The sequence below is a fragment of the Helicobacter suis genome (genome assembly GCF_902196135.1).
Lineage (GTDB): Bacteria > Campylobacterota > Campylobacteria > Campylobacterales > Helicobacteraceae > Helicobacter > Helicobacter suis_A.
The window spans coordinates 1-16244 of sequence record NZ_CABIKE010000014.1 but is presented as its reverse complement, the minus strand read 5'-3'; the positions used below and the strand labels follow the sequence as shown (position 1 = coordinate 16244).

At 40.7% G+C, this 16244-nt stretch carries 14 protein-coding genes; 11 read left to right on the top strand and 3 right to left on the bottom strand.

All coding sequences use genetic code 11. The annotated features are described in order from the left end of the window. A partial coding sequence (locus tag G6Q06_RS07525) for a restriction endonuclease subunit S (RefSeq protein ID WP_163566222.1) occupies positions 1-923 on the top strand: 923 nt, incomplete at its 5' end. Positions 924-963: 40 nt separating this feature from the next. On the opposite strand, the gene G6Q06_RS07520 is transcribed toward G6Q06_RS07525, so the two are convergent. Then, on the bottom strand, positions 964-1431 hold the full coding sequence (locus tag G6Q06_RS07520) for a hypothetical protein (protein ID WP_163535309.1): 468 nt from the start codon (positions 1429-1431) through the stop codon (positions 964-966). 66 nt (positions 1432-1497) lie between these two features. Here G6Q06_RS07520 and G6Q06_RS07515 point away from each other — a divergent pair, with 66 nt between their 5' ends. From G6Q06_RS07515 to G6Q06_RS07505, 3 genes are read left to right on the top strand one after another with little or no spacing between them, the layout of a single operon-like run. Next, complete coding sequence (locus G6Q06_RS07515) at positions 1498-2616, top strand: pyridoxal-phosphate-dependent aminotransferase family protein (protein ID WP_163566221.1); 1119 nt, start codon at positions 1498-1500, stop codon at positions 2614-2616. 8 nt (positions 2617-2624) lie between these two features. Beyond that, positions 2625-3080: a phosphoribosyltransferase gene (locus tag G6Q06_RS07510; RefSeq protein ID WP_163566220.1), complete on the top strand. Its 456-nt coding sequence runs from the start codon at positions 2625-2627 to the stop codon at positions 3078-3080. Then, positions 3080-4375, top strand: coding sequence for a MiaB/RimO family radical SAM methylthiotransferase (locus G6Q06_RS07505; RefSeq protein ID WP_275896963.1), 1296 nt, complete (start codon positions 3080-3082; stop codon positions 4373-4375). The genes G6Q06_RS07510 and G6Q06_RS07505 overlap by 1 nt, the downstream gene beginning before the upstream one ends. Positions 4376-4570: 195 nt before the next feature. On the opposite strand, the gene G6Q06_RS07500 is transcribed toward G6Q06_RS07505, so the two are convergent. Continuing rightward, positions 4571-5077 carry a tetratricopeptide repeat protein gene (locus G6Q06_RS07500; RefSeq protein ID WP_163566218.1) on the bottom strand — a complete coding sequence of 169 codons (507 nt, stop codon included), beginning with the start codon at positions 5075-5077 and terminating at the stop codon, positions 4571-4573. A gap of 330 nt (positions 5078-5407) precedes the next feature. On the opposite strand from G6Q06_RS07500, the gene G6Q06_RS07495 reads away from it, so the two are divergent. Further along, on the top strand, positions 5408-6469 hold the full coding sequence (locus G6Q06_RS07495; protein ID WP_163535379.1) for an aliphatic amidase: 1062 nt from the start codon (positions 5408-5410) through the stop codon (positions 6467-6469). A gap of 42 nt (positions 6470-6511) precedes the next feature. Here G6Q06_RS07495 and carB read toward each other — a convergent pair whose 3' ends face one another. Then, positions 6512-9760 carry a carbamoyl-phosphate synthase large subunit gene (gene carB, locus G6Q06_RS07490; protein WP_430734579.1) on the bottom strand — a complete coding sequence of 1083 codons (3249 nt, stop codon included), beginning with the start codon at positions 9758-9760 and terminating at the stop codon, positions 6512-6514. Between the two features lie 196 nt (positions 9761-9956). On the opposite strand from carB, the gene G6Q06_RS07485 reads away from it, so the two are divergent. From G6Q06_RS07485 to G6Q06_RS07460, 6 genes are all read left to right on the top strand, one after another. Next, complete coding sequence (locus G6Q06_RS07485) at positions 9957-10688, top strand: FkbM family methyltransferase (RefSeq protein WP_163566216.1); 732 nt, start codon at positions 9957-9959, stop codon at positions 10686-10688. 177 nt (positions 10689-10865) lie between these two features. After that, entirely contained in the window at positions 10866-11783 is a 918-nt protein-coding gene (locus G6Q06_RS07480) for a PLP-dependent cysteine synthase family protein (protein WP_163566215.1), read from the top strand. A gap of 16 nt (positions 11784-11799) precedes the next feature. After that, positions 11800-12942 (top strand): cystathionine gamma-synthase, encoded by a 1143-nt coding sequence (locus G6Q06_RS07475; protein ID WP_163566214.1) that lies wholly within the window; start codon positions 11800-11802, stop codon positions 12940-12942. A 41-nt stretch (positions 12943-12983) separates the two neighbouring features. Further along, positions 12984-13442: an S-ribosylhomocysteine lyase gene (locus G6Q06_RS07470; RefSeq protein WP_163534121.1), complete on the top strand. Its 459-nt coding sequence runs from the start codon at positions 12984-12986 to the stop codon at positions 13440-13442. Between the two features lie 11 nt (positions 13443-13453). Continuing rightward, positions 13454-15037, top strand: coding sequence for a type I restriction-modification system subunit M (locus tag G6Q06_RS07465; RefSeq protein WP_163566213.1), 1584 nt, complete (start codon positions 13454-13456; stop codon positions 15035-15037). 148 nt (positions 15038-15185) lie between these two features. Beyond that, positions 15186-16244, top strand: a 1059-nt coding sequence (locus tag G6Q06_RS07460; RefSeq protein ID WP_163566223.1) for a restriction endonuclease subunit S, incomplete at its 3' end; no start/stop codon positions are given.

Here is a 16244-nt window from a genome sequence, read left to right as displayed (position 1 = left end):
GGTGTTTAAAAAATACCAATATTTCTAGTTTTGCAGCAGTTGACATACAACGCTTGCAACGCTACGCGCTCCCCCTCCCCCCTCTTCTTATTCAAGAAAGAATAGTAACCATTCTTGATTGCCTTACAGAGCTTACAGCAGAGCTTACAGCTAGAAAAAAACAATTTCATTACTATCTTAATGCGCTTTTAGATTTTGGCGCGTATTCTCTTTACGAGTTTAATGTCTCTAAAGAAACAAGCTACAGGTTAGTAGAACAAGTACGCACAGAGTTACAAAAAAGCCAAGATACAGGTACACAAGTTACCCCCCTTAAAGACGGCTTAAACCCCCCAACAAGCCTTATTAAACACCCCCTACTCAAAGAGAGTTTTAGGGTGGAGTGGGTGAGATTGGGGGAGGTGTTAGACTATGAACAACCTACAAAGTACATTGTTAACTCTACAAGTTACGATGATGCTCATAAAACCCCAGTTTTAACAGCGGGGCAAACTTTTATACTAGGCTATACCAATGAAACACAAGGGGTTTATCTGGCAACACCAGAACGGCCATGTATTATTTTTGATGACTTCACTACTTCTTTTCATTGGGTTGATTTTGCATTTAAGGTAAAATCCTCAGCCATAAAAATTTTAACACTAAAAGAGCCTCTTCAGATTAATTTTAAGTTCGTCTTTTATGCTATGAAATGTATTCGTTTTAACCCAACCCAACATGAACGCCATTGGATTAAGAGATGTGCAAATTTCCCTATCCCCCTCCCCCCTCTACCCATTCAAGAAAAAATAGCCAGTATTTTAGATCAACTCCAAGCCCTCAGCTCTGATCTAGAGCAAGGCATCCCAGCTGAGATTAGGGCGCGTAAAAAACAATTTAACTATTATTTAAACCACCTACTAGATTTTAAAGGACAAGCATGAGTACAGAAAATACCCTAGTTTTAAAATTTTCCTACTAAGATCACCGCTCCATTAACCTTGAAATCTTGTGTTCTAGTGTGGTCATTGCCTGTAACTGGGTGGTGATTTGATTTAATAAGTGATCTAATAAGGGTATGAGAGAAACAAGTTGCGCGCTTCTAGAAGCATCCTCTTTAATAGAAATATAAGCCTGTAAAATCCCTTCCATGTAGTCAAAAGTGGTGGCGTCTTTGGTGTAATAATCTTGTAAAACTTGATAAAGAGTAATGCTCTCTCTTAATAAAAGCGCGGCATGGCTAGCCTCCATTTGATCCCCGCCTCTAGCGCGCAGGGTCATAACAGCCCTATCAAGTTGCTCATTAAGCGCAACAATATCTTTCAAAACGATAACATGGTGGATTGCCATTTGCTGGATACTCTCTTGAATAGCCCGTAAAGAAAAGGGAATACAAAAAAGCAAATTTAAAAACCCGCACAGCACTAAACTAAGCCATACACGCGCGCACATCTGGGCATTATACACTAAAAATTTCTAAGCTGTGTTATACTCACACTAAAATCTTAAAGAGGATAAATGCAACCCCTACTCTTCACACCCGGGCCAACTCCTATTCACCCTAACATTGCCGCCACTTTAAGCCAACCCATTATCCACCACCGCACCGCCGAATTTGAAGCCATTTTTGCACAGGTTAGAGCGCATTTAAAAGAAATGATTGGTTTACCGGAGGTGCTTACCTTAGTGAGCAGTGGCACAGGTGGCATGCAAGCAGCTTTAGTACAGTTTGTTAAACCCAGTAGCCAGCCTAGTTTATTGGTGCTAAATAATGGTAAGTTTGGTACGCGTTTTATTCAAATTGCTAAAGCCTTTAACCTCAATGCCATAGAAATTAAAAGTTCATGGGATGAGCCCATTAGCCCTAAACAAGTACAAGAAGTACTTGATAAAAATTCTGATCTTAAGGCTGTTGCTTTGCAGGTCTGTGACTCCTCTGGAGGGCTAAGGCTAGATTTTGAGGGCATTTCTAAAGTAATCAAAACCCATAATCCTGAAATTTTAGTCATTGTTGATGCCATTACGGCTTTAGGGGTAGAAGCCTTAGATGTGAGTTGTGTAGATGTTTTAATTGGGGGTAGCCAAAAGGCTTTCATGTGCCCTGTTGGGCTAAGTATCCTAGGGCTTAGCGCGCTTGCAATCTCTAAACTAGAAGATTGCGATTATTATTTTAATTTGTCCTTAGAACTTACAAACCAACAAAAAAACACCACCGCTTTTACGGCCGGCATTTCTCACATTTTAGCCCTGCAAACTTATTTTAAATGCGTAGAGCAACTAGGCGGATTGAGCGCTCTTTATAACGCCACAAAAAAGCGCGCTTTAGCCACTCAAAAAGCCTTAGAGGCCTTGCATTTACAGATTTATCCTAAAGCACCGGCCTTAAGCATGTCTACTATTTATCATACAGAGGCCTCTAAAATTAAAAAGCATTTATCACAGCACTATGGTGTACAAGTTGCCGGGGGGCAAGATCATCTTAAAACTTGTCTTTTGCGCATTAATCATATGGGATTAATAGAGGTCTATTACATTGCTTGGGTGCTAAATGCTTTAGAGCAAACTTTGGTTGATTTAGGGTTGTGTAAGAGTTTTGAGGGTGTGGCGGTTAAAGCGTTTATGCAAGAGTACTACTAAGGAAAGCCATGCGTTTATATTATGCCTACCCGGATTTTAAGCAAGATGTGATAAGTCTAGCCAAGTTAATAGAGCAAGATTTTAAACCCCAAGCGCTGATTTCAATCTTACGCGGGGGCATGACTTTAGCGCATTTTCTAGGGATTTATTGGGATCTTAAGGCTATTTATGCCATTAATGCGAGTTCTTATGGATTAGATCGCACCCAAAGTAATTTAGAGATTGAAAATATCCCTCTTATTAAACCGGAACACAAAGAAGTTTTAATCGTTGATGAAATTGTAGATAGTGGGAAGAGCTTTTTAGGCGTACTAGAAGTTTTAACACGCCAATACCCACAGGTGCGTTTTAAAAGTGCGGTACTCTTTGCCCATAAAAGCGCATCTTTTAAAGCAGATTATGTTCTTAAAGAAGCCACTTCATGGATTGATTTCTTTTGGGAAGTAGACACACAGGAGCATTAGTGCCTAAGCTGTATTTAGTTTCTTTGGGCTGTTCTAAAAACTTGGTTGATAGCGAGGTGATGTTAGGTAGATTGGCTAATTATGATCTCACCCAAGAGATTAACCTAGCTGATGTAATTATTATCAACACTTGTGGCTTTATCCAAGCAGCTAAAGAGGAAAGTGTACGGGTGTTATTAGAGGCTATCCATGAGCGCAAAAAGGGGGCATTAGTGGTTGCTAGCGGGTGTTTGAGTGAGCGCTATAAAAGGCAATTGATAGCAGAATTACCCGAAATTGATATTTTTACCGGCGTAGGCGATTATGATCGAATCGATGCGCTTTTAAGCGCCAAACAAAGCCAATTTTCTAAACGGGTTTTTTTAGCCGGAGAGCAAAAACGCACAATCACCGGTTCAAAAGTCCATGCTTATGTTAAACTCTCTGAGGGGTGTAATCAAAATTGTAGTTTTTGTGCCATTCCTAGCTTTAAGGGGCGTTTACAAAGTAAAAGCATTGATCGCATTTTAAAAGAAGTAGAAATTTTAGCCAAACAGGGCTTTAGCGATATTAGCTTTATTGCCCAAGATTCTAGCTCTTATCTATTAGATCAAAATGTCAAAGACGGGTTAATCAAACTCATTAAAGCCATTGATGCGCAGCAAATGATTAAAAGCGCGCGCATTTTTTATCTTTATCCCACTTCCACCACTTTAGAACTAATAGAGAGCATTGCTAACTCGCCTATCTTTGCTAATTATTTTGACATGCCTATCCAACACATTTCAGATCATATGTTAAAAACCATGCGGCGCAATTCTAATAAGGCTGATCACCTCAAACTATTAAAAGCTATGGATACTGTCCCCAATCGCTTTTTACGTACCACGCTACTACTAGGCCACCCGCATGAAAGTAGTCGCGATATTGAGGAATTACAAGACTTTTTACAAAGCTTTAGTTTTGATCGCATTAATCTTTTTGCCTTCAGTGCTGAGGAAAACACAGCGGCTTATAAATGGCCCCAATTAAGTAAAGAGGATATTAATGCTCGTTTAGATCAAATTAATCCCTTAATAGAGCAACAAGTGCAAAACTCTATGCAAGGACTTGTTGGGCAAACTTTAGAGGTGATTGTAGAGGGGTTAAGTGAAGATGGGTTGTTTTTAAAAGCAAGGGATCGGCGCTGGGGTTTAGAAATTGATGGGGAGATTTTAATTAATGAAAGTTTACTTAAACAGACCCCACCGGGATATTATAAAGCCCTTTGCCATACCTATAAAGAGGGGGTGTTGCTAGGTAGGATTGTGGGCTGATTTATACTAAATTAGCGGTTGCTAAAGGGATTTGGGGAGTTTGTTATAGTCTAAAAACTAGCGCGGGAGGTGCTAGCACTAGAATATCACAAAAATAAGAAATGATTTTTTCAACTCTACCTTTGTGTTGCTCAGTACAGCTAAGTTTTAAACGCAAAAACTCTAAAAGGCTTATCCCCTCCTTATTTTTAAATCCTATCTATAAAAGAAGGCACTATGCCCAAAAAAACTAAAAGGTTTACTACACGCATCCTCATATCCTAACTTACGGGCTTTTTTAAAATACTCCTCAGCCTCTTGTAGATCTCTTTCTACACCCTCTCCTTTCTCATACATGAGCCCTAAGTTGTGACAAGCATCAGCATCTCCCATGTCCGCTGCTTTCTTGTAATATTCTAAGGCTTTTTGGTAGTCTTGTTCTACACCCTTCCCTTCATAATACATGCCCCCCAACGCGCCATAAGCCTCAGCACTGCCTTCATCTGCTGCTTTTTGCAAATATTTTGCGGCTTTTTGGTAGTCTTGTTTTACACCATCTCCTTCAAAATACAATACCCCCAAGCTGAGACAAGCTTCAACATGTCCCCCCTCTGCTGCTTTTTTTAAGTACTCTAAGGCGTACTCTAAGACTTTTTTGTGATCTTTTTCTACGCCCTCAGCTTCCGCAACTTCCGCATATGCGAGCGCCAATTTATAATACATTTCATTCTCTAACGTTTTCTGTTCTCCTTTGAAATTTTGAAAGAGTTTGAAAGAGTTTGAAACCACAAAAGTTTTAACTTTTTTATAAAGATAAGCAACCCACGCAAGCAGACCCCTTTGAATGAAAAATTCAACAGAAAACCCGCATTGTAGCCTAAATAGCCTTTTGAGACTCTTAAAATAAATCTCATTAACCCCCACATAAAAATAACAAAAGATTTTTAACCACTCTTTTAAAGAGAGTCATATTTTTTCTTGTTATTTAATTGCTTAACTATTTGTTATAAAATCCGGCTAGGGTTTAACCCTAAAAAACTTTAAGGAGATTACATGAGACATGGAGATATCTGTAGTAACCCTGATACTGTGGGTGTGGGGGTTGTGAATTATAAAATGCCTAGACTCCACACTAAAGCAGAGGTGCTAGAAAATTGCCATAACATCGCAAAAATGATTCAAGGGATGAAGCAAGGTTTACCCGGTCTTGATTTGGTCATTTTCCCTGAATACAGCACACACGGCATCATGTATGATAGACAAGAGATGTTTGACACCGCAGCTGTGGTTCCAGGTGAGGAAACACAGATTTTTTCTATGGCTTGCAAAACCAACAAGGTTTGGGGCGTGTTCTCTTTGACAGGTGAAAAACACGAACAATCTCATAAAAATCCCTACAACACGCTGGTTTTGATCAATGACAAGGGTGAGATTGTGCAAAAGTACCGCAAAATTCTACCTTGGTGCCCCATTGAAGCGTGGTATCCAGGGGATAGAACCTATGTGGTAGATGGTCCTAAGGGGATGAAGGTTTCTTTGATCATCTGTGATGATGGGAACTATCCTGAAATTTGGCGCGATTGTGCGATGAGGGGCGCTGAGCTTATTGTCCGTTGTCAAGGCTACATGTATCCAGCTAAAGAACAACAAATCCTCATGGTAAAAGCTATGGCATGGGCAAACCAGTCTTATGTCGCGGTGGCCAATGCGGCAGGTTTTGATGGTGTCTATACCTACTTTGGGCATTCTAGTCTCATTGGTTTTGATGGGCATACTTTGGGCGAGTGTGGTGAGGAGGAAAATGGAGTCCAATACGCACAACTCTCCATCAGCGCCATCCGCAATTCTAGAAAATACGATCAAAGCACCAACCATCTCTTTAAGATGTTGCACCGAGGCTATAGCGGTGTCTTTGCTAGTGGCGATGGTGATAAGGGCGTTGTGGAATGTCCCTTTGAATTCTACAAAACTTGGGTCAACGATCCTAAAAAGGCTCAAGAAAATGTGGAAAAATTCACCCGCACTAGTATTGGTGTAGAAACCTGTCCGGTCTATGATTTGCCCCATGAAGGCCACAAAGATCACGCTCCAGCTGGAAAACGATCTGTCTCTTAATTAGCACTTACCCCTGCTCTTTTAAGCGGGGGTTTATTAAATTCAATCCTCCGTGTTTTGTAATTGCTGCAAACTCAAGGGGGGGTTGTCTTTAAACTTGGAATATTCTAGCAAACTCAAAAGTACCTTTTCTACGGCCTTTAAAGTGGTGAAATAAGAAATCTTGTTTTTGAGCACCTGCATGCGGATAATCTTAGAATCTTCGTTTAAAACATCGCTAGTATTAATGGCCATATCTATTTGGTGGTTGAGCATAAAATCACAGATATTAGGACGCCCCTCAGAAATTTTAAGCACCTGAATACTTTCTAGTCCCCCTTCTTGCAAGGCTTTATGCGTGCCGGTGGTAGCATAAAGTTTAAAACCCAAACCCTTTAAAGCCCGTATCAAGGGCATAGCCTTTTGTTTGTCGCGATCTTTAAGAGAAATGAAAATACTGCCCTGGTGTTTAATAGGATTATGGCTAGCTAGCTGGGATTTATAAAAGGCCTCAGCGAGGGTATATCCCACCCCTGCTACCTCACCGGTGCTCTTCATCTCAGGCCCTAGTACTAAATCTGCCCCATAAAGCTTATTAAATGGAAAAACGCTTTCCTTCACAAAAACATAATGCAAAGGCCTAGCCACAAACAACCCCCCCTCTTTAGCCACAAGTGCAACATCTTTAGCAATCTGCTCTAAACTCTGCCCTATGAGCACATCTGCAGCTAGCCCTGCAATATCTAAACCCAAAGCCTTAGAGACAAAGGGGATTGTGCGCGAACAGCGGGGGTTAATTTCTAATACAAAAAGTTGGTGATCTTTGTAGGCAAATTGGATATTAAGTAGGCCTAAAACTTGCAGTCCTAGCGCGATTTTTTGGGTTTGGTAATACACTTCTTCTAACAGATCCGGGCTAAGACTTGGGGGGAGAAAACAGGTGCTATCTCCTGAGTGAATGCCTGCTGGCTCGATATGTTCTAGTACGCTACACACAAACACACTTTTTTGATCACACAGGGCATCAACATCAAGTTCTAGTGCATCCTCTAAGAAGCAATCCATTAAAAGGCTAGTTTCAAAGCCATAGTTTTCTATATACTCTAAACATTGCTCTTTAGTATGTAAAATGCGCATTTTTGCCCCACCCAACACAAAACTAGGGCGCAAAATCAAGGGCAATTCTAGTTTTTCTAGGCACTTTTTAGCTTGTTCTTTGGAGTGTGCACACAAGCCCTTAGGATAGGCCACATGGAGGCGATTCAAAAGTTGGTGGCACAGATCGCGCTCTTCTGCAATTTTTATATTTTTAAACGCTGTGCCCAGTAGAGGGATACCCAGTTTTTCTAAATCCGCGGCGATTTTAAGCGGGGTCTGTCCCCCAAAGCTCACCACTACGCCTAGTAATTGTTCTTTTTCTCTAGCAATGATTTCTAGCACACACTCAAGCGTAATAGGCTCAAAATAAAGCGTGTCGCTAGTGTCATGATCGGTGCTAATGGTTTCTGGATTGTTGTTGATGATAATAGGGCTAAATCCTCTTTTTTTAAGCGCTAAACTAACATGGGTAAGCGCATAATCAAACTCCATGCCCACCCCGATTTTATTCGCGCTAGAGCCTAGTAAGATCACCTTAGAGCGGGTGGATTTTAGGGGGGGTTGTGGAGCAAAGGGGGGGGCATAGGTGCTATAAAGATAGGGGGTGGGGCTTTTAAATTCATTAGCACTTAGATCTACTTGGTACATCAAGGGGTGTAAATTAAGTTGGTTACGCGCATCGCGTACTTCGCTCTCCTGCTTATTTAAAAAGCTAGCTAACAAAGCATCGCTACAGCCCATGCTTTTGAGTTTAAAAAGAGCGGGTTTATTACTTAGTAGAGTGTTTGCCTCCTGAGTGCGCAGATTTAAAAGAGCTTCTACAATCTCTCTTATTTCGTTTAAAAAGTAGGCATCAATGCAACAAAGCTCGCGTACTTCCTCCACACTCAAGCCTATACCAAAGGCATGCATCACATAAAAAAGCCGTTTAGGATTGGGGCGGCGCAACTCCTTTTTTAAAAACTCTAAATCCAAAGGATTTTCTAAAAACGCGCGCAGATTGTTTAAAAGATAATCACTCTCTAAGGCTTTCATCAGGCTTTCTTTAAAACTCCCCCCAATGCCCATCACCTCCCCAATGCTTTTCATAGAAGTCCCTAAAGTGGTGTCTACTTGGGGGAATTTTTCAAAGTCAAAATGCGGGATTTTAGTGATGACATAATCTAGGGTGGGCTCAAAACAACTAGTGCTCTGCGTAATATCATTTTGAATGTGCTCTAAGCGATAGCCTAATGCTAGAAGTGTGGCTACTTTTGCGATAGGAAAAAGTGTAGCCTTGCTAGCAAGAGCGGAGCTACGGCTCACGCGAGGGTTCATTTCAATGACTAATAAACGCCTCCCCTTAATGGCAAACTGCACATTAGCCCCGCCAGTATCCACACCTACAGCGCGCAACACCGCAAAACTTGCATCGCGCATGCGCTGGTATTCTTTATCTGTGAGGGTGAGGGCGGGGGCAATGGTGATACTATCGCCCGTGTGCACACCCATAGGATCAACATTTTCAATGCAACACACCACGATGCAATTATCATCTTTATCCCGCACCACCTCCATTTCAAACTCTTTACAGCCTAGTAAACTCTCCTCAATTAAAATTTCTGAGATAGGCGAGGCTTCTAGGGCAAATTGGGCGAGCTCTCTAAATTCCTCAATGTTAAAGGCCACAGAACTACCCTCCCCACCTAGAGTAAAACTAGAGCGGATAATGCAAGGAAAACCCACCTCTTTGATCACAGAAAGCGCCTCTTTCTCACTATAAGCATAACCCCCTTTGGGCAAATCTAGCCCAATAGAGAGCATACACTCTTTAAAAGCGCGCCGATCCTCTGCTTTTAAAATGCTCTCAATGCTAGCCCCTAAGAGTTTCACACCCTTTAGCGCGCCCTCAAAATGCCCTTGTTTGTGCAAGGCAACGATGATATTTAAAGCTGTTTGTCCGCCCATAGTGGGCAAAATCGCTTCAATGCTCTCTAAAGCCACAATTTTTAAAACATTATCTGTTGTGATAGGCTCAATATAGGTTTTATAGGCTAGGGCTTTATCGGTGTTGATGGTAATAGGATTAGAATTTAAAAGCACCACTTCATAGCCTAAACTTTTAAGCGTTTTAAGCGCAATACTTGAGGAGTAGTCAAACTCGCATGCTTGCCCAATGACAATAGGACCCGATCCAATGAGTAAGATTCTTTTAAAAGGTTGCATAGATGAAATTATAGCAAAACTTAAAAGATCACTAGGAAGTAGTTTTTTAAAGTTGTGCTAAATCTTTAAGACTTTTTTAACGCGTGCCTTTTGCTATATTAGAGTGGAACACCCCACATATAGCCCTGCGTATCTGGGATTTGGTATAGCAAAGATATAAAATAAAATCATGCTAGAATTCTGGCTTTTTGAAGGGTGTGTTTACATGAAGTTAAAGAATATTATCAAAAGAATCTTGCGTTTATTTTTTCCTACATTGGAGGATAGATTTCACAAATGGTTATTAGAAAAGGATAGAAAAAGTTATTCTCAAGACAAACAAGATTTATTTGTGCAATTTTTTTATAAAGATGAGAAAGGCCCGCTATTTTTTGTAGATATTGGTGCAAATGATGGGATATCTTTTAGCAATACTTATTTATTAGAGAATGACCCTAGCCATAAATGGGGGGGGGGGGTACTTATAGAAGCTGACTCTAATGTCTACACAGAACTTCTTAAAAACAGATCAAATCCAAAGATTAAAAAACATAATGTAGCCCTCTGCAATACAGATGGTGAAGTCTCTTTTATGCAAATTACAGGATACGCACAAATGTTGAGCGGTATAGTAAGTGAGTATGATAAAAGACATTTAGAGTGGATAGAGCGAGAAGTAAATAGGCATGGCAGTGATTGTCAAATTGTAAAAATGCAAGGGGCGCGCTTTGATACTATTATGAAAGGAGAGCAAAAGAAAATTGACTATTTAAGCATTGATGTGGAGGGTGGTGAGATGAAAATTTTAGAAAGCATTAATTTTGATAACTATGATATTAGACTTATAGGGATAGAAAATAATTACGGTTGCGATGATATTTATAATTTTTTAAAACCTAGAGGATACAAAAAAATTCTAAGGCTTGGCTGTGATGATTTTTACATTAAAGAGCATTAATCTTTACACAAGTGCAAGTTTAAATCACAAGACTATATAGACAAAGTCTAAATCACTAGTGGCGTAGCGTACACAATCCTATAAAACTTTAAATTAGCTTACTAGGGGTAAACTAATACGCGTTTAGTTTGGTATTTATTTTGGCGATTTTTGGATTTAGTTTACTTTGGAGGCAACATGGTTATTAGCGCAACTACGCAGGCAATCGGCTCAACCCCGGTTTTTAAATTTAGTAAAGAAAATTATCCCTTGCCTAAAGACTCGATCATTTATGCTAAATTAGAACATTTAAACCCGGGGGGCAGTATCAAGGATCGTTTGGGAAAATATCTCATTGAAGAGGGCTTAAAAACGGGTCAAATCACGCCCAAAACAACAATCATTGAGCCTACAGCTGGCAATACTGGGATTGCTTTAGCGCTTGTAGCCCTGCACCACCACTTAAAAACGATTTTTGTGGTCCCAGAAAAATTTAGTGTAGAAAAACAACAACTCATGAAAGCTTTAGGCGCTGAGGTGATCAATACGCCTAGTGAGGAAGGCATTATTAGGGCGATTGCTAAAAGCAAAGAATTAGCCCAAAGTATCCCGGATAGTTACTTGCCTTTGCAATTTGAAAACCCTAAAAATCCAGATACCTACTATTACACATTAGGACCAGAAATTATTCAAGAACTAGGGAAACAACTCACTAGCTTTGTTGCTGGGATTGGAAGCGGGGGGACTTTTGCCGGCACAGCCAAATACTTAAAAGAACAAATCCCAACTATTCGTTTAATTGGTGTAGAGCCAGAGGGTTCGATTCTAAATGGGGGTGTAGCCCATCCTCATAAAATTGAAGGCATTGGGGTGGAATTTATCCCCCCCTTTCTTGCAGATTTGCCCATTGAGCGTTTTGAAACCATTTCAGATGCGCAAGGGTTTTATTACACCAAAGAATTAGCCCAAAAGAGTGGCTTACTTGTGGGTAGTTCTAGTGGTGCTGCTTTTGCAGCGGCTTTGCGCGAAATAGAGCGGTTGCCAGAGGGAAGTTGTGTTCTTACAATCTTTGCAGATGCAGCCGATCGCTATTTATCCAAGGGTATTTATCTATAACACTTAAAGGAAAAACATGCATTTACAAACACAATTGATTCACGGGGGCATTAGTGAAGATGAGCTAACCGGGGCGGTGAGTGTGCCCATTTATCAAACCTCTACCTACCGGCAAAATGGGGTGGGGCGTCCTAAAGGTTATGAGTATTCGCGTTCAGGAAATCCGACTCGTTTTGCTTTAGAAGAGCTGATTGCTGATTTAGAAGGGGGGGTTAAAGGTTTTGCTTTTGCCTCTGGTTTAGCAGGAATTCATGCGGTCTTTTCGTTGTTTCAAACAGGCGATCACATTTTAATTAGCGATGATGTTTATGGTGGGACTTTCCGCCTTTTAGATAAAGTCCTTTTAAAATTTGGCTTGAGCTATACCTCTATTGATACCAGCGATATATCACAGATTAAACAAGCCATTAAGCCTAATAGCAAAGCGCTTTATTTAGAATCCCCGAGTAATCCCCTTTTAAAAATCACAGATATAAAGGCTAGCGCTGACCTTGCTAAATCCCATAATTTGCTTACCATTGTGGATAACACTTTTGCAACCCCCTATTTTCAAAATCCCCTCCAACTAGGAGCTGATATTGTTATACACAGCGCAACGAAGTATTTAGGAGGGCATAGCGATTTAATTGCCGGGCTTGTTACAACCAATAAAGAAAATCTAGCTACAGAGATTGGTTTTTATCAAAACGCCATTGGGGGGATACTCAGCCCTCAAGATAGCTGGTTATTGCAACGAGGCATTAAAACGCTAGGGGTGCGCATGGAGGAGCACCAAAAAAACGCCCTGCGTGTCGCTGAGTTTCTAACAACACACCCCCAAGTACAGACCACATATTACCCCGGCCTGCCCACACACCCCAACCATCACCTAGCCAAAACACAAATGCGCGGGTTTAGCGGGGTGCTCTCTTTTACTTTAAAAAAGGAGGAAAAGGCCATTGCCTTTGTACAAGCTTTAAAATTATTTATTCTAGGCGAAAGTTTAGGCGGGGTGGAGAGTTTAGTTGAAATTCCGGCTGTGATGACACATGCCTCTATTCCTAAGGAAAAACGCGAGGCAGCAGGGATTAAAGAGGGGTTAGTGCGTTTATCTATTGGGATTGAACATAGTGAGGATCTAATAGAGGATTTAGATCAAGCTTTTCAGTTAGTCCAATAAGGGCTATGCTAGAATGCCCCATTTTAAATAAGGAGTGATACATGAAAATGAATGTTGAGAGTTTTAATCTAGATCACACAAAGGTCAAAGCGCCTTATGTCCGTGTTGCCGATCGCAAAATAGGAGAGCACGGGGATGTGATTGTTAAGTATGATGTGCGGTTTAAACAGCCCAATAAAGAACACATGGACATGCCTAGTTTGCACTCGCTAGAACATTTGGTCGCAGAATTGATTCGCAACCACGCAAACTACATTGTTGATTGGTCGCCTATGGGATGCCAGACCGGTTTTTATTTGACCGTGTTAAACCATGAAAATTATGAAGGCATTCTTGAAATCTTAGAACAAACCATGCAAGATGTGCTTAAAGCAAAAGAAGTACCGGCTAGCAATGAAAAACAATGCGGCTGGGCTGCTAACCACACACTAGAGGGTGCGCAAAATCTAGCGCGTGAATTTTTAGCCAAACGCAATGAATGGTCTAGCATAGGGGTTTAAAGGATCAACACATGCCAGCGCCTCTTAATGATTCACAGATCGACTCTACAGCTAATCGTAACCACCTCTTTAAGGCTATTTGGGACATCGCCGACCAATTAAGGGGTGCGGTAGATGGGTGGGATTTTAAACAATTTGTTTTAGGGATGATTCTTTATCGCTATCTCTCTGAAAATTTAGCTAGCTATATCAACAAGATAGAGCAAAAAAGAGATGCAAGCTTTAATTACGCAAAATTAGAGGATGAGCAAGCCAAGTTAGCTAAAGAAATGCTTTTAGAGGAAAAGGGGTTTTTCATCCCTCCTAGTGGGCTTTTTGAGAATGTTATTAACAACCTTGAGGAGTTAGAAAAAGCTAAAAAACTCAACACAACTCTCAATGATATTTTTAAAAACATTGAAGCTTCAAGTTTACAAAGTGAGGCACAGGAGAGTTTTAAGGGGTTATTTGCAGATTTAGACATGAATAGCGATAAGCTAGGCAGTGGCCTTACAGAGAAAAATAGAAATATTGCTAGGCTCTTAGAGGGAGTGGCTAGCATGCAAATTAGTAATTATCAGAGAAGCGGTATTGATGTTTTTGGGGATGCCTATGAGTTTTTAATGGGCATGTATGCTAGCAGTGCAGGTAAAAGCGGAGGTGAGTTTTTTACCCCTCCTGAGGTGAGTGAGCTTTTAGCAAAGCTAGTTATTCACAAACAAAAAAGTATCAATAAAGTTTATGACCCTTGTTGTGGGAGTGGCTCGCTTTTACTCCAGTTTTCTAAGATTTTAGGAATAGAGCAGATCAAACAGGGCTTTTTTGGACAAGAAATCAACCAAACCACTTATAACCTGTGCCGGGCTAATATGCTTTTACATAACATTGATTATGACAAGTTTCACATCGCCTATGGCAACACGCTAATAGAGCCTAAATTACAAGATGCAGAACCCTTTGATGCTATTGTGAGCAACCCGCCCTACTCTACCAGTTGGATAGGCGATGATGACCCGCTTTTAATTAATGATGCGCGTTTTTCTCCTGCTTCAGTGCTAGCCCCTAAAAGCAAGGCCGATTTAGCTTTTACTTTACATATGCTCTCTTGGCTTTCTTATAAAGGAACTGCGGCTATCGTGCAGTATCCGGGGGTGCTTTATAGAGGTGGGGCTGAAGCCAAGATCAGATCATATCTGGTAGATCGTAATTTTATAGATGCCATTATTGCCCTGCCCTCTGATCTTTTCTTTGGAACTAATATTGCCACAGCTATTGTGGTGCTTAAAAAGAGTAGAAGCGATGATTGTGTGCTTTTTATAGATGCCAAAGAGGAATATACAAGAGAGGGAATTAAAAATAAACTAGGCAAGAGCCACATAGAGAGAATTTTAAAAGTCTATGAAAACAGGGAGCAAATCGCGCATTTTTCTACTCTAGCTAGCATAGAACAAATAAAAGAGAATGGCTATAATCTTTCTGCTGAAAGATATGTTTTAGCCAAAGAGAATACAGAAGAGATAGACATTAATGCCTTGAATGCAGAAATTGCTAACATTGTAGCAAGGCAAACGCAGTTAAGAGAGGGATTAGAGGCGCTTTTAGGGCAGTTAGGATAGCAAGCGTACAAAAGAGCAAGGGATAGAGCGCAAGGTTGAGAGCCCCATAATCCTAAAACTTGAGCAAGGGCTAAAATGGGGGTTTGAGGAATTGTAGGCAAGCTACAAGTTGCATACAGAAAGGTTAAAGGTTTTTAGATTTTTAAGAATGAAAGAGAAGCGATCTAATCAGCAAAGCCCACAAGAGCCCTTTAAAGAGGCGTTAAACACCCCAACAAGTGAGATTAAACACCTAAAGCAGGCCACAAACTTAAGAGAGTGCAAAAAAGAACAAGAGAGTTTGTATACAGATTTACAAAACTTACCCTTGCAAGAAGCGTTAAAAGAGCTTAGAGTACGGGGGGTGGAGTTTAAGGCACTCTATGAGATCACCTATTGGGATAGGCGTTTTAAAAATGTGTCTGCAGAATGGCAGCCTAAAACCAATATCTTTAAGCATGTGAGTGCTGCCCATTTAAAAGGTCTTGATCAAAAAGGGGGAAATATCAAGCTTTTATCAACTGGTCTTTTTAAGGGCTGGACTACAGAGAAATTAGCAGGTGAAAACCTTAATGAAGGAGAAGTTATAAGTATCCCTTCAGGAGGGCGCGCGCACATCAAGCATTACAAGGGAAAATTTGTAGACAGCGGTAATATTCTAGCCACTGCCATTGATCATGAAGCTACAAACTTGAAGTTTGTTTTTTATTATTTAAAAACACAACAATTTTTTTTAGACAGCGCTTATCGTGGAGCACCTGCTCACCCTGACATGCCAACCATTCTATCCCTCAAAATCCCCCTCCCCCCTCTCTTTATTCAAGAAAGAATAGTAACCATTCTTGATTGCCTTACAGAGCTTACAGCAGAGCTTACAGCTAGAAAAAAACAATTTCATTACTATCTTAATGCGCTTTTAGATTTTGGCGCGTATTCTCTTTACGAGTTTAATGTCTCTAAAGAAACAAGCTACAGGTTAGTAGAACAAGTACGCACAGAGTTACAAAAAAGCCAAGATACAGGTACACAAGTTACCCCCCTTAAAGACGGCTTAAACCCCCCAACAAGCCTTATTAAACACCCCCTACTCAAAGAGAGTTTTAGGGTGGAGTGGGTGAGATTGGGGGAAATATTTAACATCAAAAACGGATACACCCCCTCAAAAAGCAGGCCAGAGTTTTGGCAAGGGGGAACTATCCCATGGTTTAGGATGGATGACATCCGCGCA

Excerpts from the sequence above, each read along its gene's own strand:
- G6Q06_RS07475 (WP_163566214.1), top strand. The coding sequence starts at position 11,800 with ATGCATTTACAAACACAATTGATTCACGGGGGCATTAGTGAAGATGAG.
- G6Q06_RS07495 (WP_163535379.1), top strand. The coding sequence starts at position 5,408 with ATGAGACATGGAGATATCTGTAGTAACCCTGATACTGTGGGTGTGGGG.
- G6Q06_RS07470 (WP_163534121.1), top strand. The coding sequence starts at position 12,984 with ATGAAAATGAATGTTGAGAGTTTTAATCTAGATCACACAAAGGTCAAA.
- G6Q06_RS07485 (WP_163566216.1), top strand. The coding sequence starts at position 9,957 with ATGAAGTTAAAGAATATTATCAAAAGAATCTTGCGTTTATTTTTTCCT.
- G6Q06_RS07520 (WP_163535309.1), bottom strand. The coding sequence starts at position 1,431 with ATGTGCGCGCGTGTATGGCTTAGTTTAGTGCTGTGCGGGTTTTTAAAT.
- G6Q06_RS07510 (WP_163566220.1), top strand. The coding sequence starts at position 2,625 with ATGCGTTTATATTATGCCTACCCGGATTTTAAGCAAGATGTGATAAGT.
- G6Q06_RS07500 (WP_163566218.1), bottom strand. The coding sequence starts at position 5,077 with ATGTATTATAAATTGGCGCTCGCATATGCGGAAGTTGCGGAAGCTGAG.
- G6Q06_RS07465 (WP_163566213.1), top strand. The coding sequence starts at position 13,454 with ATGCCAGCGCCTCTTAATGATTCACAGATCGACTCTACAGCTAATCGT.
- G6Q06_RS07480 (WP_163566215.1), top strand. The coding sequence starts at position 10,866 with ATGGTTATTAGCGCAACTACGCAGGCAATCGGCTCAACCCCGGTTTTT.
- G6Q06_RS07515 (WP_163566221.1), top strand. The coding sequence starts at position 1,498 with ATGCAACCCCTACTCTTCACACCCGGGCCAACTCCTATTCACCCTAAC.